The sequence below is a fragment of the Robiginitalea insularis genome, assembly GCF_052497835.1.
On sequence record NZ_CP199296.1, the window covers coordinates 2,374,316 to 2,395,674 of the forward strand.

General features: G+C 48.7%; 21 protein-coding genes. 13 read left to right on the forward strand and 8 right to left on the reverse strand.

Features of this window, described 5'->3' with window-relative positions:
* Window positions 1–131: 131 nt before the first annotated feature.
* Window positions 132–3,584 (forward strand): methylmalonyl-CoA mutase family protein, encoded by a 3,453-nt coding sequence (locus tag ACT6NV_RS10685; RefSeq protein ID WP_445384440.1) that lies wholly within the window; start codon window positions 132–134, stop codon window positions 3,582–3,584.
* 30 nt (window positions 3,585–3,614) lie between these two features.
* Here the strand turns inward: ACT6NV_RS10685 and ACT6NV_RS10690 are convergent, their stop codons facing one another.
* The gene (locus ACT6NV_RS10690; RefSeq protein ID WP_445384441.1) at window positions 3,615–4,007 is read right to left on the reverse strand and encodes a hypothetical protein; all 393 of its coding nucleotides are present in this window, start codon (window positions 4,005–4,007) and stop codon (window positions 3,615–3,617) included.
* A gap of 113 nt (window positions 4,008–4,120) precedes the next feature.
* On the opposite strand from ACT6NV_RS10690, the gene ACT6NV_RS10695 reads away from it, so the two are divergent.
* On the forward strand, window positions 4,121–4,576 hold the full coding sequence (locus ACT6NV_RS10695; protein ID WP_445384442.1) for an Lrp/AsnC family transcriptional regulator: 456 nt from the start codon (window positions 4,121–4,123) through the stop codon (window positions 4,574–4,576).
* 142 nt (window positions 4,577–4,718) lie between these two features.
* Window positions 4,719–6,125, forward strand: coding sequence for an alpha/beta hydrolase (locus tag ACT6NV_RS10700; protein ID WP_445384443.1), 1,407 nt, complete (start codon window positions 4,719–4,721; stop codon window positions 6,123–6,125).
* Here ACT6NV_RS10700 and ACT6NV_RS10705 read toward each other — a convergent pair.
* The gene (locus ACT6NV_RS10705; RefSeq protein WP_445384444.1) at window positions 6,122–6,868 is read right to left on the reverse strand and encodes a DJ-1/PfpI family protein; all 747 of its coding nucleotides are present in this window, start codon (window positions 6,866–6,868) and stop codon (window positions 6,122–6,124) included. The two genes, ACT6NV_RS10700 and ACT6NV_RS10705, sit on opposite strands and share 4 nt — an antisense overlap.
* A gap of 94 nt (window positions 6,869–6,962) precedes the next feature.
* Between ACT6NV_RS10705 and ACT6NV_RS10710 the strand changes: the two genes are divergently transcribed.
* Entirely contained in the window at window positions 6,963–7,625 is a 663-nt protein-coding gene (locus ACT6NV_RS10710; protein ID WP_445384445.1) for a DUF1684 domain-containing protein, read from the forward strand.
* A gap of 71 nt (window positions 7,626–7,696) precedes the next feature.
* Here ACT6NV_RS10710 and ACT6NV_RS10715 read toward each other — a convergent pair whose 3' ends face one another.
* From ACT6NV_RS10715 to ACT6NV_RS10735, 5 genes are all read right to left on the reverse strand, one after another.
* Entirely contained in the window at window positions 7,697–8,734 is a 1,038-nt protein-coding gene (locus tag ACT6NV_RS10715) for an outer membrane beta-barrel protein (RefSeq protein ID WP_445384446.1), read from the reverse strand.
* Between the two features lie 106 nt (window positions 8,735–8,840).
* Window positions 8,841–10,085: an ammonium transporter gene (locus ACT6NV_RS10720; protein WP_445384447.1), complete on the reverse strand. Its 1,245-nt coding sequence runs from the start codon at window positions 10,083–10,085 to the stop codon at window positions 8,841–8,843.
* Window positions 10,086–10,109: 24 nt separating this feature from the next.
* Window positions 10,110–10,448: a P-II family nitrogen regulator gene (locus tag ACT6NV_RS10725; RefSeq protein WP_445384448.1), complete on the reverse strand. Its 339-nt coding sequence runs from the start codon at window positions 10,446–10,448 to the stop codon at window positions 10,110–10,112.
* A 287-nt stretch (window positions 10,449–10,735) separates the two neighbouring features.
* Window positions 10,736–11,107, reverse strand: a complete 372-nt coding sequence (gene crcB, locus ACT6NV_RS10730) for a fluoride efflux transporter CrcB (protein ID WP_445384449.1) — start codon at window positions 11,105–11,107, stop codon at window positions 10,736–10,738.
* Between the two features lie 380 nt (window positions 11,108–11,487).
* Window positions 11,488–11,676: a hypothetical protein gene (locus ACT6NV_RS10735; RefSeq protein ID WP_445384450.1), complete on the reverse strand. Its 189-nt coding sequence runs from the start codon at window positions 11,674–11,676 to the stop codon at window positions 11,488–11,490.
* Between the two features lie 42 nt (window positions 11,677–11,718).
* Between ACT6NV_RS10735 and ACT6NV_RS10740 the strand changes: the two genes are divergently transcribed.
* Window positions 11,719–12,105, forward strand: coding sequence for a hypothetical protein (locus ACT6NV_RS10740; RefSeq protein WP_445384451.1), 387 nt, complete (start codon window positions 11,719–11,721; stop codon window positions 12,103–12,105).
* 30 nt (window positions 12,106–12,135) lie between these two features.
* Here ACT6NV_RS10740 and ACT6NV_RS10745 read toward each other — a convergent pair whose 3' ends face one another.
* Complete coding sequence (locus ACT6NV_RS10745; RefSeq protein ID WP_445384452.1) at window positions 12,136–13,203, reverse strand: branched-chain amino acid aminotransferase; 1,068 nt, start codon at window positions 13,201–13,203, stop codon at window positions 12,136–12,138.
* 107 nt (window positions 13,204–13,310) lie between these two features.
* On the opposite strand from ACT6NV_RS10745, the gene ACT6NV_RS10750 reads away from it, so the two are divergent.
* The 8 genes from ACT6NV_RS10750 (at window position 13,311) to ACT6NV_RS10785 (ending at window position 20,673) form a co-directional block, all read left to right on the forward strand.
* Window positions 13,311–13,814: a DUF4920 domain-containing protein gene (locus ACT6NV_RS10750; protein WP_445384453.1), complete on the forward strand. Its 504-nt coding sequence runs from the start codon at window positions 13,311–13,313 to the stop codon at window positions 13,812–13,814.
* A gap of 2 nt (window positions 13,815–13,816) precedes the next feature.
* On the forward strand, window positions 13,817–14,485 hold the full coding sequence (mnmD, locus tag ACT6NV_RS10755; RefSeq protein ID WP_445384454.1) for a tRNA (5-methylaminomethyl-2-thiouridine)(34)-methyltransferase MnmD: 669 nt from the start codon (window positions 13,817–13,819) through the stop codon (window positions 14,483–14,485).
* Between the two features lie 81 nt (window positions 14,486–14,566).
* A complete protein-coding gene (locus tag ACT6NV_RS10760; protein WP_445384455.1) occupies window positions 14,567–15,472 on the forward strand; it encodes a TIGR01777 family oxidoreductase in 906 nt (301 codons plus the stop codon).
* 118 nt (window positions 15,473–15,590) lie between these two features.
* The gene (locus ACT6NV_RS10765; protein ID WP_445384456.1) at window positions 15,591–16,166 is read left to right on the forward strand and encodes a nucleotide exchange factor GrpE; all 576 of its coding nucleotides are present in this window, start codon (window positions 15,591–15,593) and stop codon (window positions 16,164–16,166) included.
* 4 nt (window positions 16,167–16,170) lie between these two features.
* On the forward strand, window positions 16,171–17,283 hold the full coding sequence (gene dnaJ, locus ACT6NV_RS10770; protein WP_445384457.1) for a molecular chaperone DnaJ: 1,113 nt from the start codon (window positions 16,171–16,173) through the stop codon (window positions 17,281–17,283).
* Between the two features lie 205 nt (window positions 17,284–17,488).
* Window positions 17,489–18,424 carry an ABC transporter ATP-binding protein gene (locus ACT6NV_RS10775; RefSeq protein WP_445384458.1) on the forward strand — a complete coding sequence of 312 codons (936 nt, stop codon included), beginning with the start codon at window positions 17,489–17,491 and terminating at the stop codon, window positions 18,422–18,424.
* Window positions 18,417–19,757 carry an ABC transporter permease gene (locus tag ACT6NV_RS10780; RefSeq protein WP_445384459.1) on the forward strand — a complete coding sequence of 447 codons (1,341 nt, stop codon included), beginning with the start codon at window positions 18,417–18,419 and terminating at the stop codon, window positions 19,755–19,757. The genes ACT6NV_RS10775 and ACT6NV_RS10780 overlap by 8 nt, the downstream gene beginning before the upstream one ends.
* Window position 19,758: 1 nt before the next feature.
* Window positions 19,759–20,673 carry a mechanosensitive ion channel family protein gene (locus ACT6NV_RS10785; protein WP_445384460.1) on the forward strand — a complete coding sequence of 305 codons (915 nt, stop codon included), beginning with the start codon at window positions 19,759–19,761 and terminating at the stop codon, window positions 20,671–20,673.
* The last annotated feature ends 686 nt before the right edge of the window (window positions 20,674–21,359 follow it).

Genomic DNA, 21,359 nt, shown 5'->3' on the forward strand with positions numbered 1-21,359 from the left:
GGGATTAGGAATAGAAATGGGAAATACCTTTGTATTTTTGTTGAATTCTAAATGGAGAGACCTGTTTTTTTCATTTTCGCTAAATAAGACTTTTATTATTTTAATATAGATTTTTAGTTGTTCCTCTTTCTATGAAAGCCAAACCTCCTTACAAGCCCCAGCATAAAATACGAATTGTAACGGCCGCTTCCCTGTTTGACGGGCACGATGCTGCAATCAATATCATGAGGCGGATAATACAGGCTACGGGGGTAGAGGTAATACACCTTGGGCACGACCGTTCGGTAGCTGAGGTGGTAGACTGCGCTATTCAGGAAGATGCCAACGCCATTGCGATGACTTCTTATCAGGGCGGGCACAATGAATATTTCAAATACATGCACGACCTGCTGCAGGAAAAAGGGGCAGGGCACATACAGATTTTCGGTGGCGGAGGCGGAGTGATCCTTCCTTCAGAAATCGAGGAGCTGATGGATTACGGCATTACCCGAATTTACTCGCCTGATGATGGCAGGGAGTTGGGACTTCAGGGAATGATCAATGACCTGGTGGCCAGTGCCGATTATGCAGTGGCAGACATTCCTATTTCAGAGCCTGATAAGCTGGCTGAGCAGATGAAGGATAAAAACGCGCCAACCCTTGCCCGGCTCATCAGCCTGGCGGAAAACCGGCACGACGCATTCAGCGAGCTTCAGCCTCACTTTCCAAAACCTAAAAAAACCGCACCTGTGCTGGGGATCACCGGTACCGGAGGGGCCGGAAAAAGCAGCCTGGTAGATGAGCTGGTACGACGGTTTCTGAACGATTTTCCGCAGCGCCGTCTGGGGATTATCTCGGTAGATCCGTCCAAACGCAAAACGGGAGGGGCTCTGCTGGGAGACCGTATCCGGATGAATGCCATACACCACCCAAATGTCTATATGCGTTCCCTGGCTACCCGCCAGTCTAACCTCGCCCTTTCAAAGCATGTAAAGGAGGCGGTTTCGGTTTTACAGGCCTCCGGCTTTGACCTGATTATCCTGGAAACCTCAGGGATCGGGCAATCGGATACGGAGATCCTGGAACATTCAGACCTGTCCCTCTATGTAATGACCCCGGAGTTCGGGGCCGCCACGCAGCTTGAGAAAATCGATATGCTGGACTTTGCAGACCTGGTGGCCATCAACAAATTCGATAAGAGGGGGGCTGCCGATGCCCTGAGGGATGTTAAGAAGCAATACCAGCGCAACCACGGTATTTGGGAGGCCGACCCGGAAGATTTACCCGTTTACGGGACTATCGCTTCCCAGTTTAATGACCCGGGAATGAACCGTCTGTATTCAGCAATTATGCAGGCCCTTGGAGAGAAAGGTCTGGATTGGGCCGATAGCGCTACAATGGAAGTCTCCGGGGATTCCGAGAAGATTTTTATCATCCCTCCGGCCAGGACCCGTTACCTTTCTGAAATTTCGGAAAACAACCGGGCCTATGATGCACAGGCGGAACAACAGGCCCGCATTGCAGAAAAGCTCTATGGTTATTATTTGGCTATCCTGAACCTTTCCGGGCAGGACGCAGAAGCGGGTAAAAAATACCTGAGCAGTTCAGGCCTTGATGGCAAAAACCTGCTTGACAAAACGGGGAATTCAGATGAAAAGGTGTTGCAAACCCTTCTAAAGGCTTTTGAGGCAGAACGCAAAAACCTGAACCCGCATTACTGGGACCTGTTGTTGCAATGGGATGCCCTTAAGGACCAGTATTCAGAAGCAGTTTACAGCTTTCAGGTCAGGGGGAAAGAGGTGCGGATCGACACCCATACGGAATCCCTTTCCCACCTGCAGATTCCCAAAGTTGTCTTGCCGAGATATAGGAGCTGGGGAGACATTCTGCGCTGGAGCTTACAGGAAAATGTACCGGGGCGGTTCCCCTATACAGCAGGCCTGTATCCCTTTAAGCGGACAGGGGAGGACCCTACCCGCATGTTTGCAGGGGAAGGCGGGCCGGAACGCACCAACAGGCGGTTCCACTACCTCAGCCTGGATATGCCTGCCAAGCGGCTTTCCACAGCCTTCGATTCGGTAACCCTTTACGGTCACGATCCGGGCCATCGTCCGGACATTTACGGAAAAATCGGGAATGCTGGGGTATCCATCTGTTGTCTGGATGACGCCAAAAAATTATACAGCGGTTTTGACCTCAGCGACCCGAAAACCTCCGTCAGTATGACCATCAATGGTCCTGCCCCCATGCTGCTGGGTTTTTTCCTGAACGCGGCCATAGACCAGAACTGCGAGAAATATATTCTCAAAGAAGGCTTACAGGCAGAGGTGCAGGAAAAAATCGAAGGCCTGTTCAGGGAACAGGGAATTGAAAAACCGACTTACAAGGGAGAAATCCCGGAAGGGAACAACGGTCTGGGCCTGATGCTGCTGGGCGTAAGCGGAGACCAGGTATTGCCCGAAGCTATTTACAATAAAATAAAGGCAGAGACCCTCCGGCAGGTCAGGGGAACGGTACAGGCAGATATCCTCAAAGAAGACCAGGCGCAGAATACCTGTATTTTCTCAACAGAATTCGCACTGCGGCTGATGGGGGATGTACAGGAGTATTTCATCGAGCAGCAGGTGCGCAACTTCTATTCGGTATCCATTTCCGGCTACCACATAGCCGAGGCGGGAGCCAACCCCATTACTCAGTTGGCCTTTACCCTTTCCAATGGCTTTACCTATGTGGAATATTACCTGAGCCGGGGGATGGATATCAATAAGTTCGGCCCCAACCTTTCCTTCTTTTTCAGCAACGGGATAGACCCGGAATACGCTGTAATCGGAAGGGTGGCCCGAAGGATATGGGCCAAGGCCATGAAAGAAAAATACGGAGCAGACCCCCGGGCGCAAATGCTCAAATACCATATTCAGACTTCAGGCCGCAGCCTGCATGCACAGGAAATCGATTTTAATGATATCCGAACTACCCTGCAGGCCTTGTACGCCATTTACGACAATTGCAATTCCCTGCATACCAACGCCTATGATGAGGCGATTACCACCCCAACCGAAGAGTCGGTAAGGCGGGCAGTGGCTATACAATTGATTATTAACAAAGAATTGGGGCTGGCAAAGAATGAGAACCCCTTACAGGGTTCTTTTATAATTGAAGAGTTAACCGACCTGGTGGAAGAGGCCGTGCTTGCCGAGTTTGACCGCATCACCGAGAGGGGAGGGGTACTGGGTGCTATGGAAACCATGTACCAGCGGGCACGTATACAGGATGAAAGCCTGCACTACGAAACCCTGAAACACTCAGGGGAATACCCTATTATCGGTGTCAATACCTTCCTGAACTCCAAAGGCTCCCCAACCATTTTACCTGCGGAGGTCATCAGGGCTACCGAAGAAGAAAAAAAGGCACAGATAGACACCCTGCAAAGGGTGCACAAACAATACGGAGGCCGTGCAGCGGAATCCCTAAGCCGGCTTAAGGCGGCTGCCGTTGCCAATGAAAATATGTTCGAAGTGCTGATGGAAGTTTGTAAATATTGTTCCCTGGGGCAGATTACCAAGGCCCTTTTTGAGGTAGGCGGACAATACAGACGTAATATGTAGGCCTTAAGTGGGTCTTATTTCTAACCTAAGTCAGATGCTGAGCCCCTTACGCCATTTTTTAAAGGACTGCCGGAAACTTTTAACCTCTCCGCGAAGTAAATCCAGGTATTCTTTTTCCCGAACCCCGTCTTTCTCCAATCCGGTACAATAGGAGCCCAGGTTGCGGATCATCACGTTGATGAAATCAATGCTGCGCTGGCGAATGGCCAGGGAATTAGCGCTTTCTGCTTTTGCAATCTGTTGTGGAATAAGGATAGCATCCGTGAGGATGGCATCGGCAATATGGTCCCTGTGGCTGTGTGATTGTGCCAGGGTAAGCAGGTTCTTATTGTAGCTCACAAAAGAGGCAATTTCCCGGCTGAGGGTGCGCAGGGCAACTGCTTTCCGGTAAACAGGAAGCTTATGTATCCGCTTGTAGGACATTTCTTTTTCTCAATTTTATATAAAATTACCGCATTCTGTCTAAATTTATATTTAGAAATTAAACTTAAAATACTATCTTACCTTACATTATAAGGTTTTAAACGTAAATTGCTTTGGAATTTAAGCTAGATCACTTGCATTGGAGTATCCTGAAGGCCTTGCAGGTAAATGCCCGGGCCTCCCTGGCCGGGATCGGAAGGGCTATCGGCCTTACGCCTCCTGCCGTGGCTGAACGCGTAAAAAGGATGGAGGACCTGGGGTATATAGAAGGATACCGTACAATGGTTTCGCATACCCGGGCCGGGTACCAGCTCAAAGCGATGATTACCTTAAGGGCATTCGTGGGTAAACTTAAACCCTTCCTGGAAAAAGTAAAGAGCTTTGATGAGGTGCTCAATTGTTACAGGATCACCGGAAACGAAAATATTATCATGGAAGTGGTGCTCAAGGACCAGCATCACCTGGAGCAGTTTATAGACCAGCTTATCCAATATGGGGAAACCCGAACACATATTATACTGTCTGAGGTAATAACAGATGCCCCCATTAGACAAATCCGGAAATCCTGAGAAAACAACCCAGCCAAAGGGAAGTTCAGGAAGGTTTGCCATGGGAAGCTGAATAATGTTTAAATTAGAATACAAAATCGAACCCCGAATGTGTTCTGCCCGGAAATTTAATTTTTGGCGGGATTTTTGAAGGGAATTGCATATGAAAAAAATTTACCTGCTCTTCTTTCTGACCCTGATCTGGGTTTCCTCTGCCGGCGCACAGGAAGTTGCTCTAAAAAAAGGAATAGTGATGGATTCCCTGCCGTTTCAGGATTCCGTCGCCACTCAAATTAGGCTGTTTCTTCCGGAGTCTTTTAACCAGCAGCAAAGCTGGCCATTGCTCTTTATTTGTGATGAGGAAGATAAATCCCTGCTCAGTATGCGGTATCTGGCTGAGCTGGCCAATAAAAACGGTTATATCCTGGCCGCTTCCAAAAACCTGCAGGATTCCGCTACCCTTACTGACAAAATATTGGATATAAACAATACCATTTCTTATATAAACGGAATCTTTCCCCTGGATAACCAGCGGATTATTGCCGGGGGTTTTGGGGAGGGCGGGCAGCTGGCTGTCCTTTTGCCCTCTATGCTTAAAAAATTCAAAGGCAGTCTGGCGGTTGCTTCCTTGCTTCCCAATACGCAATTTATGGATTCCAAAGCGCCATACCCTATCGCTTTGTTGATAGGGCTGACCGACTCGAGATATGTAGGCCTGGCCTCGGATAAAGTGCAGCTCCGTAAAATGTACTTCCCTTTTTTTGTGCAATATTTTAACGGCGGGCATCAGTGGCCAGCCCCCGTTCACATCAACAAAGCGCTGCAGTTCTTTACACTCACCGGAATGGCCAAGAAACAAATCCCCCTGGATTTAGCTTATGTACAGTCCCGGTTTGATGACTATCTCGAATACATTGATCAGCTTATTGCCACTGGTGACCTGATTACCGCCATGGAACAGATAGAGGAGGGGATTAATATTTACAGGCTTTTTGAAATAGAGGAACCGCTATGGACGCGCAAGAAAAGGGTTCGTAAAATGTCAGCCTATAAATCCCAGCGCAGGGAGGCCAGTAGCCTGCAGCTAAAGGAATCGCTGATGCGGGAAGATTATCTCTATTACCTGGAAGAAGACCTGGAACGGTTTAACCTGAATAACCTGGGCTGGTGGAATTACCAGATGGGGGTTCTGAGCAAATTCAAGGATAGTGAAAAACTGGCCGAGAAACGCATGGGGGAACGCCTCCAGGATTATGTGAACACCCTTATTAACGAATATATCCGCTTTCACAACGCACAGGAACCGATAGACGACGACTCACTGATCCTGCTTTACATGTTAAAAACCATTACGGAGTCTACGGATTTTGAAGCTTATTTAAGAGTAGTTTCCCTTACCTCAAAATACGAAGATTACGGGACAGCCCTTTTTTACCTGGAAGAGGCCCTCAAAAAAGGTTTCACGGATAAACAAAAACTATACGAGCTGGAACATACCGCCCTGCTCAGGATCAGTCCGGAATTCAACGAACTGGTTTCCAAATATCTGGAAGATGCGCGTTACGACTAGGGAATAAGCATGTGCGGGACACTTTTCAGGTCCCAGTCTATCACCAGGCCTTTGGCCAGATCCTTCGCTATGGCCTCCCCGTAAAGCAACTCACAGAGGTAGAGGGCCGCTTCAAAACTCCGGGCTCCCCCGGCAGAGGTAATGAATTTCCCATCGTGCACAAACCAAACTGAATCAGCCACCTGCAGCTGCGGGAACCGCTGCCGGTAAGTATCCACATCTGCAGGAAACGTAGTACTGACTACCTCATCCAGTAAACCTGCCTGTGCCAGTACAAAGGCCCCGTCACAATGGGAAGTTACAAAGCGCGCGTTTTTGGCAGCCTCCTGTACAAAGCGGATCATGGTACTGTCCTGCAAGTCCGTATCCAGATGGTGTTCGGCACTGGGAACGACCAGGATGTCAATCTCCGGCCAGTTGCCGGATCCATAAACAAAGTCCGGCAAAATTTTAATGCCTTCAAAAGTGCGGACGGGCCCGCTCTCCTTTGCCAGTGTAAAGGGGATCATGGGGGTTATCCCTTCCCGGAAGACGGTGTGCTGAAAAATATCATAAGGGGCGGTAAGTTCTGTGTTATATACCCCGTCCATAATCAGGAATCCCACCTTGTAGTGGGGGCTGTCAGGGAAGCTGAAAGATACGCTTTCAACCTTGTTTGTGGCTTGTTCCCGACAAGCGGCTATCAAAAGGCAACTGCCCAGCAGTAAACACCTAAACGAAACATATTGCTTAAAAAATCTCATAGGATCAAGTTACAAATTATTCCACCTTGGAATTGTTATTTTTGCAGGGGCAGGATAAGCTGCCAATCCGTTTGATTCATTGAATGATGGAAATATGAAATTCCAGGTTAAGGTTTTATTGGCGTTCTGTCTGGCGGCGGGCAGTGTTTTATTCGGTTGCAGGGAAGCCAAGCGCTATCACGACCAGGCCCCGGCTCTGCTCACAGATCAAAAAGACAGTGTTCTTCGCGGAATCCTGGCTTTTCAGGAAGAAACCAATGCCTCTTTCCGGGACCCGGAAACCTCTCCTTTGCCAGACCGCTACCGCAAGAATTTTGAGGGGCTGGACTTTTATAGCCCGGATACCAGCTTCAGGGTATGGGCCCGGCTGGAGCGAAGCCCTTCGGCCCTGCCTTTTGACATGCCCACAACCACCGACCGTAGGGCAGTGGAACGCAAATTCGGAACCCTGTATTTTGAACTTCAGGGACAGCCCTTCACCCTGGAGGTTTATCAGAGCCCCGAGCTGATGCAGGAGCAGGGTTTTGAAGACTACCTCTTTCTGCCCTTTACCGATCAGACCAATGGAGAGACCACGTATGGCGGCGGACGCTACCTGGACCTGCGGGTCCCGGAAGGGGATTCCATCCTGCTGGACTTTAACCGGGCCTATAACCCCTACTGCGTCTACAACCCTAAGTATTCCTGTCCGCTGGTACCCAGAGTAAACCATTTGCCGATCCCAGTCAGGGCAGGCTTGCGGGATTTTAAGCCCTAAACGAAAAGCCCCGGCCAAAAAGGCCGGAGCTTCGCTCAAATTAAACTAAACTTAAAGTGGTCAGGCTTATGCTAAAAGGAGTAGATGGCTGCAATCAGGAAAGATGACAGGTTGTTTGTGGCAAGGCCATCACTATCCAGGAACGGTTCATTGTCATCCATAAAACTATCCAACCTTATTTCAGGCTTGATAATTAAGTTCTCCTTTGTAAAACTTCCGGTTAATGTCAGTCCAAAAACAGGGACATCATCAAGTCCGTCGGCTGTAAAGGCAAAGTATTCACCTCGTAATCCAACGGCAAAATCATCTGAAGTTTTATATTGGGGGTACAGCGCTGCGCCATAAAATCCGAGATCTGTTTCGGAATTATTGTTGTAAGCAGCATTGATACCCATAAAGAAGTCTTCAGTGAGGTCAAATCCTCCGGTGTAATCAATCTCAAAGCCCAAACCACCATTCGACCCGCTGTCATAATACAGGTTCAGGTACTGCCCATAAGCTCCTAACTGCCCACCAAGAGCATACTCTCCGCTAGCGCTAATGTCATTTGTGTCCCAGGGATTGGTTACCGCCAGCATGAGGCTAATGTCATCGGATAAAGTAAAATCTGCTTTTACCCCTAAATGGGAGAAAGGCCCGTTGGAGAATAAGTAAGAAACGCTATAGTTGAAGTTTGCCGCTGGTGAAATTACCTCATAACCTACCCAGGTATTGAAACGGCCAATGGTAAGCGTAGTATTTTCAGAGACATTCCAGTAGGCATAAGCCTGATTGATTATTCCGTTTAAAACGTCATTTTCAAATGTGGCTTCTGTACCCCTGGGGCCAAATACTAAATCAACTACTACACCGGTTGAACCGGCTTCATAAGTACCGATGAGGTTGGCCATACCCAATGCAAAACCAGTTTGGTTCGCAAAAGAGGTTGGTGTTGCTGTTGTAGCTGCTCCGGCATCAGTAAAAGTTGTCCTGAAATAGGCATCAACACTTCCGGATAAGGTAAATGGACTCGGGCTTTCTTCTTCCTGTGCCTGCAGGTTTATTCCAAGGCTAAGGACTATTCCGAAAAGCAAATATTTTGTGTAATTTGTGAAAATAATCGATTTCATAATACAGTGTTTTTAACTCTCTAAATGAGAGTTGGTTAATGATCTACATTGTTGTTGAATTGATTTGTTTTAGCGGAGCGTTCTGCCAAACGCTCCGCTTTTTTATTTAATGCTGGTTCAATCTGAAGTCCGCATAGGCATCCATGCCGTGCTCGTGCAGGTCCAGTCCGTCCAGTTCTTCCTCGCGGTCTACGCGTATTCCAACGGTCTTTTTCAGACTGAAGATGATGATAAAGGCAGTAAGGATACAAAAGAGCCCTGCAGCTCCAACCCCCACCAACTGGTAGAGGAATTGATCCACACCTGCCTTGTCCCCGAAGATCCCTACGGCCAGGGTTCCCCAGATCCCACAGATCAGGTGGACCGTAACAGCACCTACCGGGTCATCCAACCGGATCCGGTCAATGAAAGCTACCCCGCCAACAATAACAGCACCGGCAATCAGACCAATAATCACCGCCTCGTTGGGAGACATCAGGTCTGCGCCTGCCGTTATACCGACCAAGCCGCCCAGGATCCCATTAAGGAACATGGTAAGGTCATAGTTTTTATAAGCCAGAGCCGAAACAACAAAGGCACTAACCCCTCCTGCTGCTGCAGCCAGGCTGGTGGTTACCAGTACAAGGGATGTCAGGGCCGGATCTCCGGAGAGGACAGAGCCCCCGTTAAATCCAAACCATCCAAGCCAGAGGACCAATACCCCTGCTGTTGCCAGCGGGATGTTGTGTCCCGGGATGGCGTTCGGTTTTCCGTCTTCCCCGAATTTCCCGATACGGGCACCCAGCAGGTAGATGGCAACAATAGCTCCCCAACCCCCAACGGAGTGTACCAGGGTAGATCCGGCAAAATCGTAAAAACCTGCCTCATCACCACCCAGGGTTGAGAGGAAGCCGCCACCCCATTGCCAGGATCCGACAATTGGATAGACAAGGCCTACATAAATCAGGGTAAAGACCATAAACGGGCCAATCTTGATCCGTTCTGCAACTGCTCCGGAGACAATAGTGGCTGCTGTTGCGGCAAACATCCCCTGAAAGAGGAAGTCTGTCCAGTAAGTGTATCCCCCGTCTGCGTATTCAGGGGTTAGCCCCGCGGCATCGGTTCCCAGGCCAAAGCCTGCAAAGCCGATGTATCCGTTAAACTCCCCGGGGTACATCAGGTTAAACCCGCCTATATAATACATCAGCAGGCCAACGGTAATAATAAAGATGTTCTTGAAGAGGATATTGATGGTATTCTTTTGTCGCGTCAGTCCGATTTCCAGAAAGGCAAAACCGGTATGCATGAAAAACACCAGGGCGGTGCATACCATCATCCATATATTGTTTGCTGTAAATAATCCTGTATCCATAATATAAAGCTTTTTGTACGTTAGTTAGTTAATTCCGGCTTGCCCGTTCTCTTTGGTTCTGATGCGGTAGGCGTTAATAACGTCGGAGACGAAAATTTTACCATCCCCGACATTTCCGGTGTAGGCCGACTCCAGGAGTGTATTGACCGTACGCTCCAGAAATTCATCCGAAACAACAATGGATAAATACCTTCGCTGAATGTCTGAAGTACTGTATGCAATACCGCGGTATACATGTCCTTGTTTTTCATTGCCAACCCCGGTCACATCCCAGTAGCTGAAAAAGTTAACTTCAATCTGATGCAGGGCTTTTTTTACCTCATCAAATTTCGATTTCCGAATAATAGCTTCCACTTTCTTCATTGGTATAAGTTTTAATTGATCGGGCCAAATATATAGGAATTAAAAAACCCCCTCCTAATATTGAGGGGGTGATGTGGTTATTTTTATGATTCTAATAATCTTACCCCTATTAAATTAGGGGTAGGGCATTTTAAAATAACTTATTTTGGGATATCCTTGAAAATTTATGATATGAACCTTGAAAAGGCTGAATTTTTTAGCGTAAATTCTTACAATTATTGCATAATTGTTAACAAGAGGCCTAAATTGTTCATAAAAATGGAAGGAAATTGCAAAAACGACCTGCCCTATAGCATTCGGGAGATCCATAAGCCTGCCGCTACCGCCACTAATCCAAATGCCAGGCTTGCCAGGGTATATCCTATAAAAGAGAAATAAGCGCCCTCCCGCAGCAGCATCAATTGTTCAAAGCTAAAAGAAGAAAAGGTGGTAAACCCCCCGCAAAAACCGGTGGCGAAAAGGGCTGTCTGCGCAGGACTGAGGCTTTCATTTCGCAGGCTGAGGCCAAACACAAGGCCAATAAGCAGGCATCCTATAATGTTAACGGTAAAAGTTCCCAGGTAAAAATGCGGAAGGAGCGGGTTGAGGTATCGGCTGATGGCATATCTGAGGCCGCTGCCCAATCCGCCACCCAGAATAACCAGTAATAGGTGTTTCATCCGTTAACCACTTAAGTACAGTCTGAGGAATAGAAGCCCCTTTACAGGCCTCATCGGATGTAAACTTAGTAAAAAATCTTAAGGTTATACTGCCTTCTGGTATTTTGAATCTAGACGGTGCAACGAATAGATCTTTCCTTTGAGGGGGGAAGACAAGGAAAGGCTTTTTTTGTTCTTTGCCCTTAATTTAAGGGAAGAACTGAAGACCAGAAGCAGGATGTTTAAAATGATCAGACCCAAAAATATGGCGAAAAATGCAAGCATCGATCTTGTTTGTTTATTAGGTAACGCAAAATTACGCCTTTTGTTATAGTATACGAAGGATTTGTAGGAAATGGTTGTCAGGACCCTGATTTTTGTGGTCTGCGCGTTTTAAGGGCCTATTCTTTGAGTATATACTTAAGAAAGAGCAACAAGGCTATGAAAATGACAAAGAAAAGCAGCACCCATTGCGATCCTTTATATTGCTTTTTGTGCCAGCTGCTGTCCTTTCGGTACATCCTGATCATGACCAGTATAAAAGCCACTATAAAGAGCAGTGCAAAAACGATTTGTCCGGTGGAGAACATCTTGTTACTTTTAGGGCAAAACTAACCTAATTTCCATTGAGAATGAAACGAAAAATTGCTGCTGTTGCTGATTTTCACCGTGCTTTTGGCCTGGGGATCGCTTCTGAGCCCAAAGCCGATCTGGGAACCGATAAAAACCTGTTGCGGTATAAGCTGATGCGTGAAGAAAATGAAGAATATCTGGAAGCAGCCGGGAATAACGACCTGGTAGAAGTTGCGGATGCTTTGGGTGACATGCTTTACATATTATGCGGGACCATCCTGGAACACGGGATGCAGCATAAGATTGAAGAGGTTTTTGAAGAGATACAGCGCTCCAATATGAGCAAATTGGGTGCTGACGGAAACCCGATTTACCGGGAAGACGGGAAAGTCCTGAAAGGCCCCAATTATTTTAAACCAGATATACAGGCTATACTGGAAAGCTAAAAAAAAACCCGCTCTTGGCGGGGCTTTTTATTATTTAACGGCATACCGCCATCCGAATGGATCTTCTGCGCGGTTATATTGAATATCCGTGATGCGTTTTTTGAAATGTGAGGCATAGCTCTCTGGCAGCTCCGGGAGCTCATAGCGCTTGTCTTTATACCCAAAACTGTGGATTGGGGAGACTACTGCAGCCGTCCCGGCCCCGAATAATTCTTTCAGGCTGCCATTTTCTGCCGCTTCCACTAATTCGGAAACCCGAACCTTGCGGACCTCTACCGAAATGCCCTCAGCTTCTGCCAGGCTCAGGATACTTTTGCGGGTTACCCCGTCCAGAATTCGGTCGCTGGTAGGGCTGGTAAGCAGGGTATCCCCGATACGTATAAATATGTTCATGGCTCCGGCTTCTTCAATAAATTCGTGCTTGTGGTCATCGGTCCAGATCACCTGTTGGTAGCCTTCCTTTACGGCCAGCTGGGTAGGATAGAATTGCCCTGCGTAATTACCCCCGGCCTTTGCATAGCCTACACCTCCATTGGCGGCACGGGAATATTTTTCTTCTATTTTGACGCCAATTTTACCCCCAAAGTAGGCTCCGGAAGGACTGGTTGCAATGATAAAGGTATACTCATCTGCAGGGGAGGCGTGAAAGCCTGTCCCGGATGCAAATACGAAAGGACGGATGTAGAGTGAACTGCCTTCTGAGGTTGGGATCCAGTCAGAATCTACTTCCAGCAGCGCCCTGAGGCCTTCCATAAATAGTTCTGCAGGTACTTCCGGGATGGCCAGTCTTTTGGCTGAGGTATTCAACCGCCGCTGGTTCTCCTGAGGACGGAACAGCCAGACTTTTCCCTCGTCATCTTTATAGGCCTTCATCCCTTCAAAAATACTCTGTCCGTAATGGAAGATTTTGGCTGAGGGCTCCAGCGAAAGGGGTTGATAGGGTACTACCCTGGGGTCCTGCCAGCTACCGTCCTTATAATTGGAGACAAACATATGATCGGAAACTTCCTTTCCAAAGGGGAGCTTGTCAAAATTTACACTTTTTATTCGGGAGTGGGGTGTCTTCTCGACACGGATCTGCTTTAAAGATAGGTCCATACATGCGTCATTTAAACCCCTAAAATTACATAAATATTGGCAGTAAATCTTGCTTTTTTAGCAAGAAAATCCGGAGTTTTGCAGATGTAATCGCAACGGTGTCAAACATGAAATATTTTAACATAATCCTTGTAATTTTCTGCATAGTCAGTGCTTGTAAGGAAAAAGAATCTCAGCCTGCAGCGGCTGCGGAAACCGAGAAAGAAACCGCCTATATCGAAGTAGGAGCCCCTTTTTTGGGTATGGAGATACAAAACCAGTCGGAAATCGGGCAGGTATATGATACCCTGGTCGTTTCCGATACCCTTAAAACCGCTTTCAGGGCACAGGTGCTGGAAGTATGTCAGGCGAAGGGCTGCTGGATGCGCCTGCAGCTCCCGGAAGAAGAGACAGTAATGGTCCGCTTTAAGGATTACGGCTTCTTTGTGCCCAAAGACATCGCCGGGAAAACAGTGGAAGTGCAAGGCATTGCCTTTATTTCAGAGGTCTCTGAAGAGGAGCGCCGGCACCTGGCCAAAGACGGGGGTGCCAGCGAGGAGGAAATAGCCGGGATTGAAGGCGCCGAAGCGGCTCCGGGCTTTGAAGCCAGCGGGGTCCGAATCCTGCAATGAAGGTGAAACGCAGGATCGTCAAAACGGCAGATGGATCTGCAACCCTGCAATTGCCGGACTGGCAGGAGCAATACCACTCCATGCACGGAGCCCTGCAGGAAGCCTACCATGTCTTTATTTCCAAGGGTCTGGATTGCTATAAAAATAGTACGGTCCGTATTCTGGAAATGGGATTCGGGACCGGTCTCAATGCGCTGATCAGCTTGCTGGAGGCCCCATCCCGAAAACTGCAGATTTCCTATACGGGCCTGGAGGCCTATCCGGTTACGGAGGCAGAATGGACAGCCCTGGATTACGGGAATGCCCTTCAAAAAAGGGACGCTCCCCAATATTTCAGGGCCCTGCATAAGGCCCCCTGGGAAGAAGTCAGCCAGATTACGCCCTTTTTCGAATTGCATAAGAAACAACAGCGGTTTGAGGATTTTTCATCTACGCCCTGTTTTGACCTGATTTATTTTGACGCTTTTGGTGCGCGGGTGCAGCCCGATCTCTGGACGGAGGAGATCTTCGGTGCCATGTTCGCAGCATTGGTGCCCGGCGGGAGACTGGTTACCTATGCAGCCAAAGGAAGCGTCCGCCGCGCCATGCAGGCGGTCGGCTTTACTGTAGAACGCCTGCCGGGGCCTCCCGGAAAACGGGAAATGTTGCGGGCCACGCGCCCGGACGCCTGAAGACTCCGGGCCATTTGTTAAATCGAAATTAAAGCCCCGGGTTGCCGGGGACAGAACCGGTATCTTTGCAAAAAAATTCCCTTGAAAGTACTTATTTCCGGCGCTACAGGATTGGTAGGAACGGCCCTGACGAAGGCCTTCCGCTCTGAAGGCGTATCCGTTCATTATCTCACTACCCGCAAATCAAAAGTTGAAGCAGACCCGGGTTACCGCGGTTTCTACTGGAACCCTGCCGAAGGGGAGATCGATACGGCCTGTTTTGAAGGTGTTAGTGTGCTGATCAACCTGGCCGGAGCCTCTATTTCCCAGCGCTGGACCGCCAAAAACAAAAAGCGTATTATCGAGAGCCGGACCCAAAGTATAGACACCCTGATAAAGGGATTGCAATCCTATGGGACCTCTGAGCTGGAGTATGTTTTGGGGGCTTCTGCCATCGGTATTTATCCCAGTTCACAGACCGAATACTACACTGAAGCAAATACAGCTGTGGACGATTCCTTTCTGGGGGAGACCGTGAAGCTCTGGGAGGAGCATATGCAAGGTTTTGAGGAACTCGAAATTCCCTACAGTATTGTGCGTATAGGTTTGGTGATGGCCGCAGATGGCGGAGCCCTTCCCCAGATTGCACGACCCGTAAAATTTTATGCCGGTGCCTCCCTGGGCAGCGGGGACCAGTGGCAGTCCTGGATTCATTTGGAAGACCTTACCGCCATGATGGCTTTTCTGGTAGATCAGCGCCTGGAGGGGATCTACAACGCGGTTTCCCCCAACCCGGTATGCAACCGCAAGCTTACCAAAGAAATCGGGGAGGTACTCTCCAAACCCGTTTTCCTTCCCAATATTCCTGTGGGCCTGCTACGGCTTGTGCTGGGGGAAATGGCCTATATCCTGCTGGCCAGCCAGCGTGTCAGCTGCGAAAAGATTCAGATGGAAGGCTTCTCATTTCAGTTTCCCAACATTCATCAGGCCCTGCAGGACCTTTTATGATGCAGGCTGCCGCAGCTTGTATAGATTCCCCTTATTTTTTGTGACATTTTGACATTTTTAAAGAAATGGCAGTACTTTTGCCGTTCTGTGAGCAGCAAAGACTATTAAAGTAAAATCCATGAGCAGGAATAACGATATAGATAATACGGAGGAGATGGCCCCTGAGGCGCAGGCCGGGCAATCCGGTGAATCCGGACAGGACAATTCCGGGGCATCGGAGGAGGGAAATGAGACTGAATCCCTGAGCGAGACGGAACAACTGGAGCAAGCCCTGGCGGCCGAAAAAGATAAATTCCTCAGGTTGTTTGCTGAATTTGAGAACTACAAAAAGCGTACTACCCGAGAACGGATGGAGCTCTTTAAAACTGCCGGGCAGGAAGTAATTACAGCGCTTTTGCCTGTAATGGACGATTTTGACCGCGCCCTGAAAGAACTCAAGCGATCTGAAGACGAAGAACTTTTCCGGGGGGTGGGCCTGATCAGCAACAAGTTCCGCGAGACCCTGAAGAGCAAAGGCCTGGAAGAAATCACCGTAAAGGAGGGAGATACCTTTGATGCGGAACTGCACGAGGCTGTTACCCAGATCCCGGCTCCTAAAAAAAGCCTTAAAGGAAAGGTGATAGATGTAATCGAGAAGGGATTCAAACTGGGAGATCGCATTATCCGTCATCCCAAGGTTGTTGTAGGAAACTAATATTATGAAGCAGGACTATTACGAAGTACTCGGAATTTCCAAAGGGGCTTCCGCAGCTGAAATTAAAAAAGCCTACCGCAAAAAGGCCCTGGAGTATCATCCGGACAAAAACCCGGGCGATGCCAAGGCCGAAGAAATGTTCAAGAAGGCGGCAGAGGCTTACGAGGTGCTGAGCAACCCGGATAAAAAGGCACGTTACGACCAATACGGACATGCAGCCTTTGAAGGCGGTGGTTTTGGCGGTGGTGGCATGAACATGGAAGACATCTTCAGCCAGTTCGGGGATATTTTCGGCAGTGCGTTTGGAGGTGGTTTTGGTGGCTTCGGCGGCTTTGGCGGCGGGCAGCGTCGCGTTAAAGGCAGCAATTTGCGCATCCGCGTAACCCTTAGCCTTGAAGAAGTAGCCCATGGCGTTGAGAAAAAAGTAAAAGTAAAACGGAAGGTTCAGGCCCCGGGGGTAACCTATAAAACCTGTAGCAGTTGCGGCGGAAGCGGGCAGGTAACCAAGATCACCAATACCATCCTGGGCCGGATGCAAACCGCTACAACCTGTAATACCTGTGGCGGGGCAGGGCAGATGCTGGACCATAAACCCAAGGATGCAGATCCGCAGGGGATGCACCTGGAAGAAGAGACAGTTTCCATCAAGATCCCGCCGGGAGTGGAATCGGGCATGCAGCTGAAAGTTTCCGGAAAAGGAAACCAGGCCCCCGGAAACGGGGTACCCGGAGACTTGCTGGTGGCGATTGAAACCAAAGAACACCCTACCCTCAAACGCGAAGGGGACAACCTGCACTACGATTTATACGTTAGCATCCCGGACGCTGTTCTGGGAACTTCCAAGGAGATCGATACCGTTGGAGGCAAGGTGCGTATCAAACTGGAGCCTGGGATGCAATCCGGCAAGATCCTGAGATTGCGAAACAAAGGGATACAAAGCATAAACGGCTACGGAACCGGGGACCTGCTGGTGCATGTAAACGTCTGGACGCCCAAAGAACTCAACAAGGAGCAGCGGGAGTTTTTTGAACGCATGCAGGATGACGACAATTTCAGCCCAAAACCCGAGAAATCAGATAAATCCTTTTTTGAAAAAGTAAAGGATATGTTCTCTTAACGAGAATTCTGATGGTTTTTAAATAAAAAACGTATATTTGAATTAATATTGGGACTCCAATATTAATTTTCTTTTTCATAGCAATTTTTTTCCCATCCTTAATTTTATTAAGGATGGGTTTTTCTTTTCAGGGCCTTTCATTCCCCCAAAGACCTTAAAATTTAGGTCGAATGCCTATCTTTAAATTCCAAAAAAATTGCAATCCATGAGCAGCATTCTCAGTATTGAGGAGGTAAGCAAATCCTTCGGGCCTTTCAAGGCCCTGGACCAGGTATCCCTGGAGATTCCGGCACATACCATATACGGGCTGTTGGGGCCCAACGGGGCCGGAAAGACGACCCTGATCCGCATCATCAACCAGATTACCTATCCGGATTCGGGCCGGGTACTGCTTAACGGAGAACCGCTGCTGCCCGAACATGTGGCACAAATCGGGTACCTGCCCGAAGAGCGGGGGCTTTACAAAAGCATGAAGGTGGGGGAGCAGGCCATGTACCTGGCCCGGCTCAAAGGCCTGTCCAAAACAGAGGCCCGCGCCCAGCTCAAATACTGGTTTGAAAGACTGGAGATCGGGGACTGGTGGAACAAGAAAGTACAGGAGCTCTCCAAGGGGATGGCCCAAAAAATACAGTTTATCGTTACGGTGCTGCACAAACCACGGCTGCTGATCTTCGATGAGCCCTTCAGCGGCTTTGACCCCATTAACGCTGCCCTGATCAAAGACCAGATCCTGGAACTGAAAAAACAGGGGGCTTCCATCATCTTTTCCACCCACCGGATGGAATCGGTGGAAGAACTCTGCGAGCATATTGCCCTGATCCATAAATCGAAGGTAATCCTGGAAGGAAAGCTCTCCGATATCAAAAATGCCTATAAACAACAGCGATTCCGCCTGCGCTGGGTGCCCCGGGAAGCCTTCCGCGACCTGGAGGCCCTTAAGAACGGCTATGCCTTTGAAAACAGCCATTTTGACGAGGATTCAGCCAGCTGGGATTTTACCGTGCAACTGCAGGAAACCGAAAAAGGGAACTTATTGCAACTATTGTCCGAAAAAGGGAGCATACAGTCCTTTCAGGAAGTGATTCCCTCAGCCAATGATATTTTTATACGAACCGTGCAAAAAAAGGAAAGCAATGTCTAAACTCTGGCTGATCATCCAGCGGGAATACCTCGCCAAGGTTCGCAACAAGTCTTTTGTGATAATGACCTTTTTAAGCCCTTTCCTGATCGTGGGCCTTATCGTGCTAATCGCCTACCTCACCCAGATAAACGACAGCGAAAAACGGGTAGTGGCCGTGTTGAATGAAAGCGGCTATTTCCAGCAGGAATTTGAACCCCGGGTAGGGGTATCCTTTGTACAGTTTAAGGATATTTCTCTGGATGAGGCCAAAGACAGCACCCAGGCCATGGGCTTTAGCGGGCTGTTGCACCTGCCACAGGCTGAACCCCTGGAAGAGGTGGCCCGGCGGGCCTTCCTCTATACCAAGGAGGCCCCCAATACCACGGTGCTGGAGAAGATAGAAGGCATACTGGAAGAACCGCTGCGGCAATACCGCCTGCAGCAATTAGGCGTTTCCCCAGAAGAGTATGCCCAGGTTCGCGATACTTATGAAATACAGACGGCTACTTTTTCCGGGCAGGTAAGCGGCAAGGGAATAAACGAATTCAAGGCGATCGTGGGCGGGGCCTTCGGTTACCTGATCATGATGTTTATAATTATTTACGGTGGTTTTGTAATGCGCTCGGTGATAGAAGAAAAAACCAGCCGCATCATTGAGGTAATCATCTCCTCGGTAAAACCTTTCCAGCTGATGCTGGGCAAGATCCTGGGGACCTCCCTGGCTGGCATTACCCAGTTTATCATCTGGATCATCTCCGCCGGGTTCCTGATGGTGCTGGTCTTTCTTTTCCTGGACCTGGACCCGGCCCTGCTGATGGGGAGTGCCAACTTGCCACCCGGTATGGAGGCAGGCCTTGATACGGATAATCTGCCCACGGACGAGACCACCCTCCTGCTGATGGAAGAATTTATCAAGATCCCCATGGCGCTGCTGATCGGCTGCTTTATCATCTATTTTTTGCTGGGGTACCTGATCTACAGCTCCATCTATGCAGCCATAGGGGCCGCCGTAGACAACGAGACCGATACACAACAGTTTATATTTCCCATCATCATGCCGCTGATGCTGGCCATTTACGTAGGCTTCTTTTCGGTATTTTCGAACCCGCACGGGCCTATTGCCGTGGGCTTTTCCATCTTTCCGCTTACCTCACCCATAGTGATGATGATGCGGCTGCCCGGAGGCGTGGGGGAAGGGGGCGTACCCCTCTGGCAACTGCTGGCTTCCATTGCGCTGCTGGCCGTAACCTTTCTGGGGATCGTCTGGGTGGCGGCCAAGATCTACCGCACCGGGATTTTGATGTACGGCAAAAAACCGACCTATAAGGAATTGTACAAATGGTTAAAATACTGATATGTTACAGGAAAGCACGCCCGTTAAGGATTTTATAGAAACCGATGTACTCACGGCCATTAAGGAGTTCCTGAACCTGGGCTTGCACCTGGGGGAAGGGGAGAATTCTATCCATATCACCATCGGGCTGTTGCTGATGCTCTCCGTAGCCTTTGTGGTTACCAGTTTTGTAATGAAGTCCTTGCGTAAACTGCTTACCCGCAAGATGGAACAGGAAGACAAACTGAAATTCATTTCGGTCTTTAAGTACATCCGTTATTTGATCTATGTGATAGTGATCCTGATCACCATGAGTGCAGCCGGGATTGACATTACACTGCTCATCACGGCCTCCGCCGCCTTTTTTGTAGGGGTTGGCCTGGCGCTGCAGGAACTCTTCCAGGACATCATTGCCGGGATAATGATTGTGGTAGACAAGTCCCTCAGGGTAGGCGATATTGTAAAGGTAGATGGCATTGTGGGGAAGGTTTTCGAGATCAAGCTGCGCACCACCCGGGCGCTTACCCGGGACGACAAGGTACTGGTAATCCCCAACCACAAGTTTATCTCGGACGTTATTTTCAATTACACCCAGAACCACCGCACCACCCGGGAATCTGTGAGCGTGGGGGTGGCCTACGGCAGTGATGTGCAACTGGTCACAGAACTTTTGCTCAAAGCGGCCAAACAGGAAAAGGCGGTACTGAAAAGCCCCAAGCCCTTTGTCCTGTTTGACGATTTCGGGGACTCTGCCCTGATCTTTACGCTTAATTTCTTTATAACGGACGCCTTTTCAGAGCTGCGCACCAAGAGTGCGTTGCGCTATTCGATTGATGCGCTGTTCCGGGAGAATGGGGTTACGATTCCGTTTCCTCAGAGGGATGTGCATTTTTATCAGAAACAACCGGTGGTTTTGCGGAATACTTCCGGGGAGTAGGCTTTTTGCCTGAATTCAACTCTTTCTTTTTTCTTCACTTTCTTTTGCTTGTCCAAAAGAAAGTGACAAAGAAAAAGACACTTTCGCAAAGGCGTTTTTGCAGCCTTTGCTGCAAAACCAGAGACGCTCGGCTAAAACGGGTCCAGGGCTTCCCCGTTTCTTAACGCCTCGCATCTCCTACGCTGGTGCGAAAGGCCGCTCAACTTGAAATATTTAACTTTAAACCGGCATACTTTTCCTGTTTCGCTAGAAATCAAGGAGGCCCTGCTTTGGCCTAAGAAAGCCGTTGCCGCAAGGATGCAGCCCTGAGGACTCAACGGCGCGGCGCAGGGGCGACGTAGTATTTCAAGAAACGGAAAATAAGCCTAGCGTTTTTTGGTTCTTTTTTTAGCAATGAAAAAAAGAACATAGAGAAAGAAAAGTTGATTTTTGGAATACAAATTAATCGGGGGCAATTGTTTACTTATAGATTGTCAAGCAAAGAAAATGAAGAGAAAAGAGTAAGCCTAGCATTTTTTGGTTCTTTTTTACTCACTTAGATTTTATTTTTTTTCATAGGAGTTCGTGAATGCTGCGCATTTCATCAATGGAAAAAAGAATAGAAAGAAAAAGAAGTTTAGCACGGAAATAAAGTTTCCAGGCAAGACGATTTGATTCTATTCGATTTGGGCCAGCAAAAGAAAGAT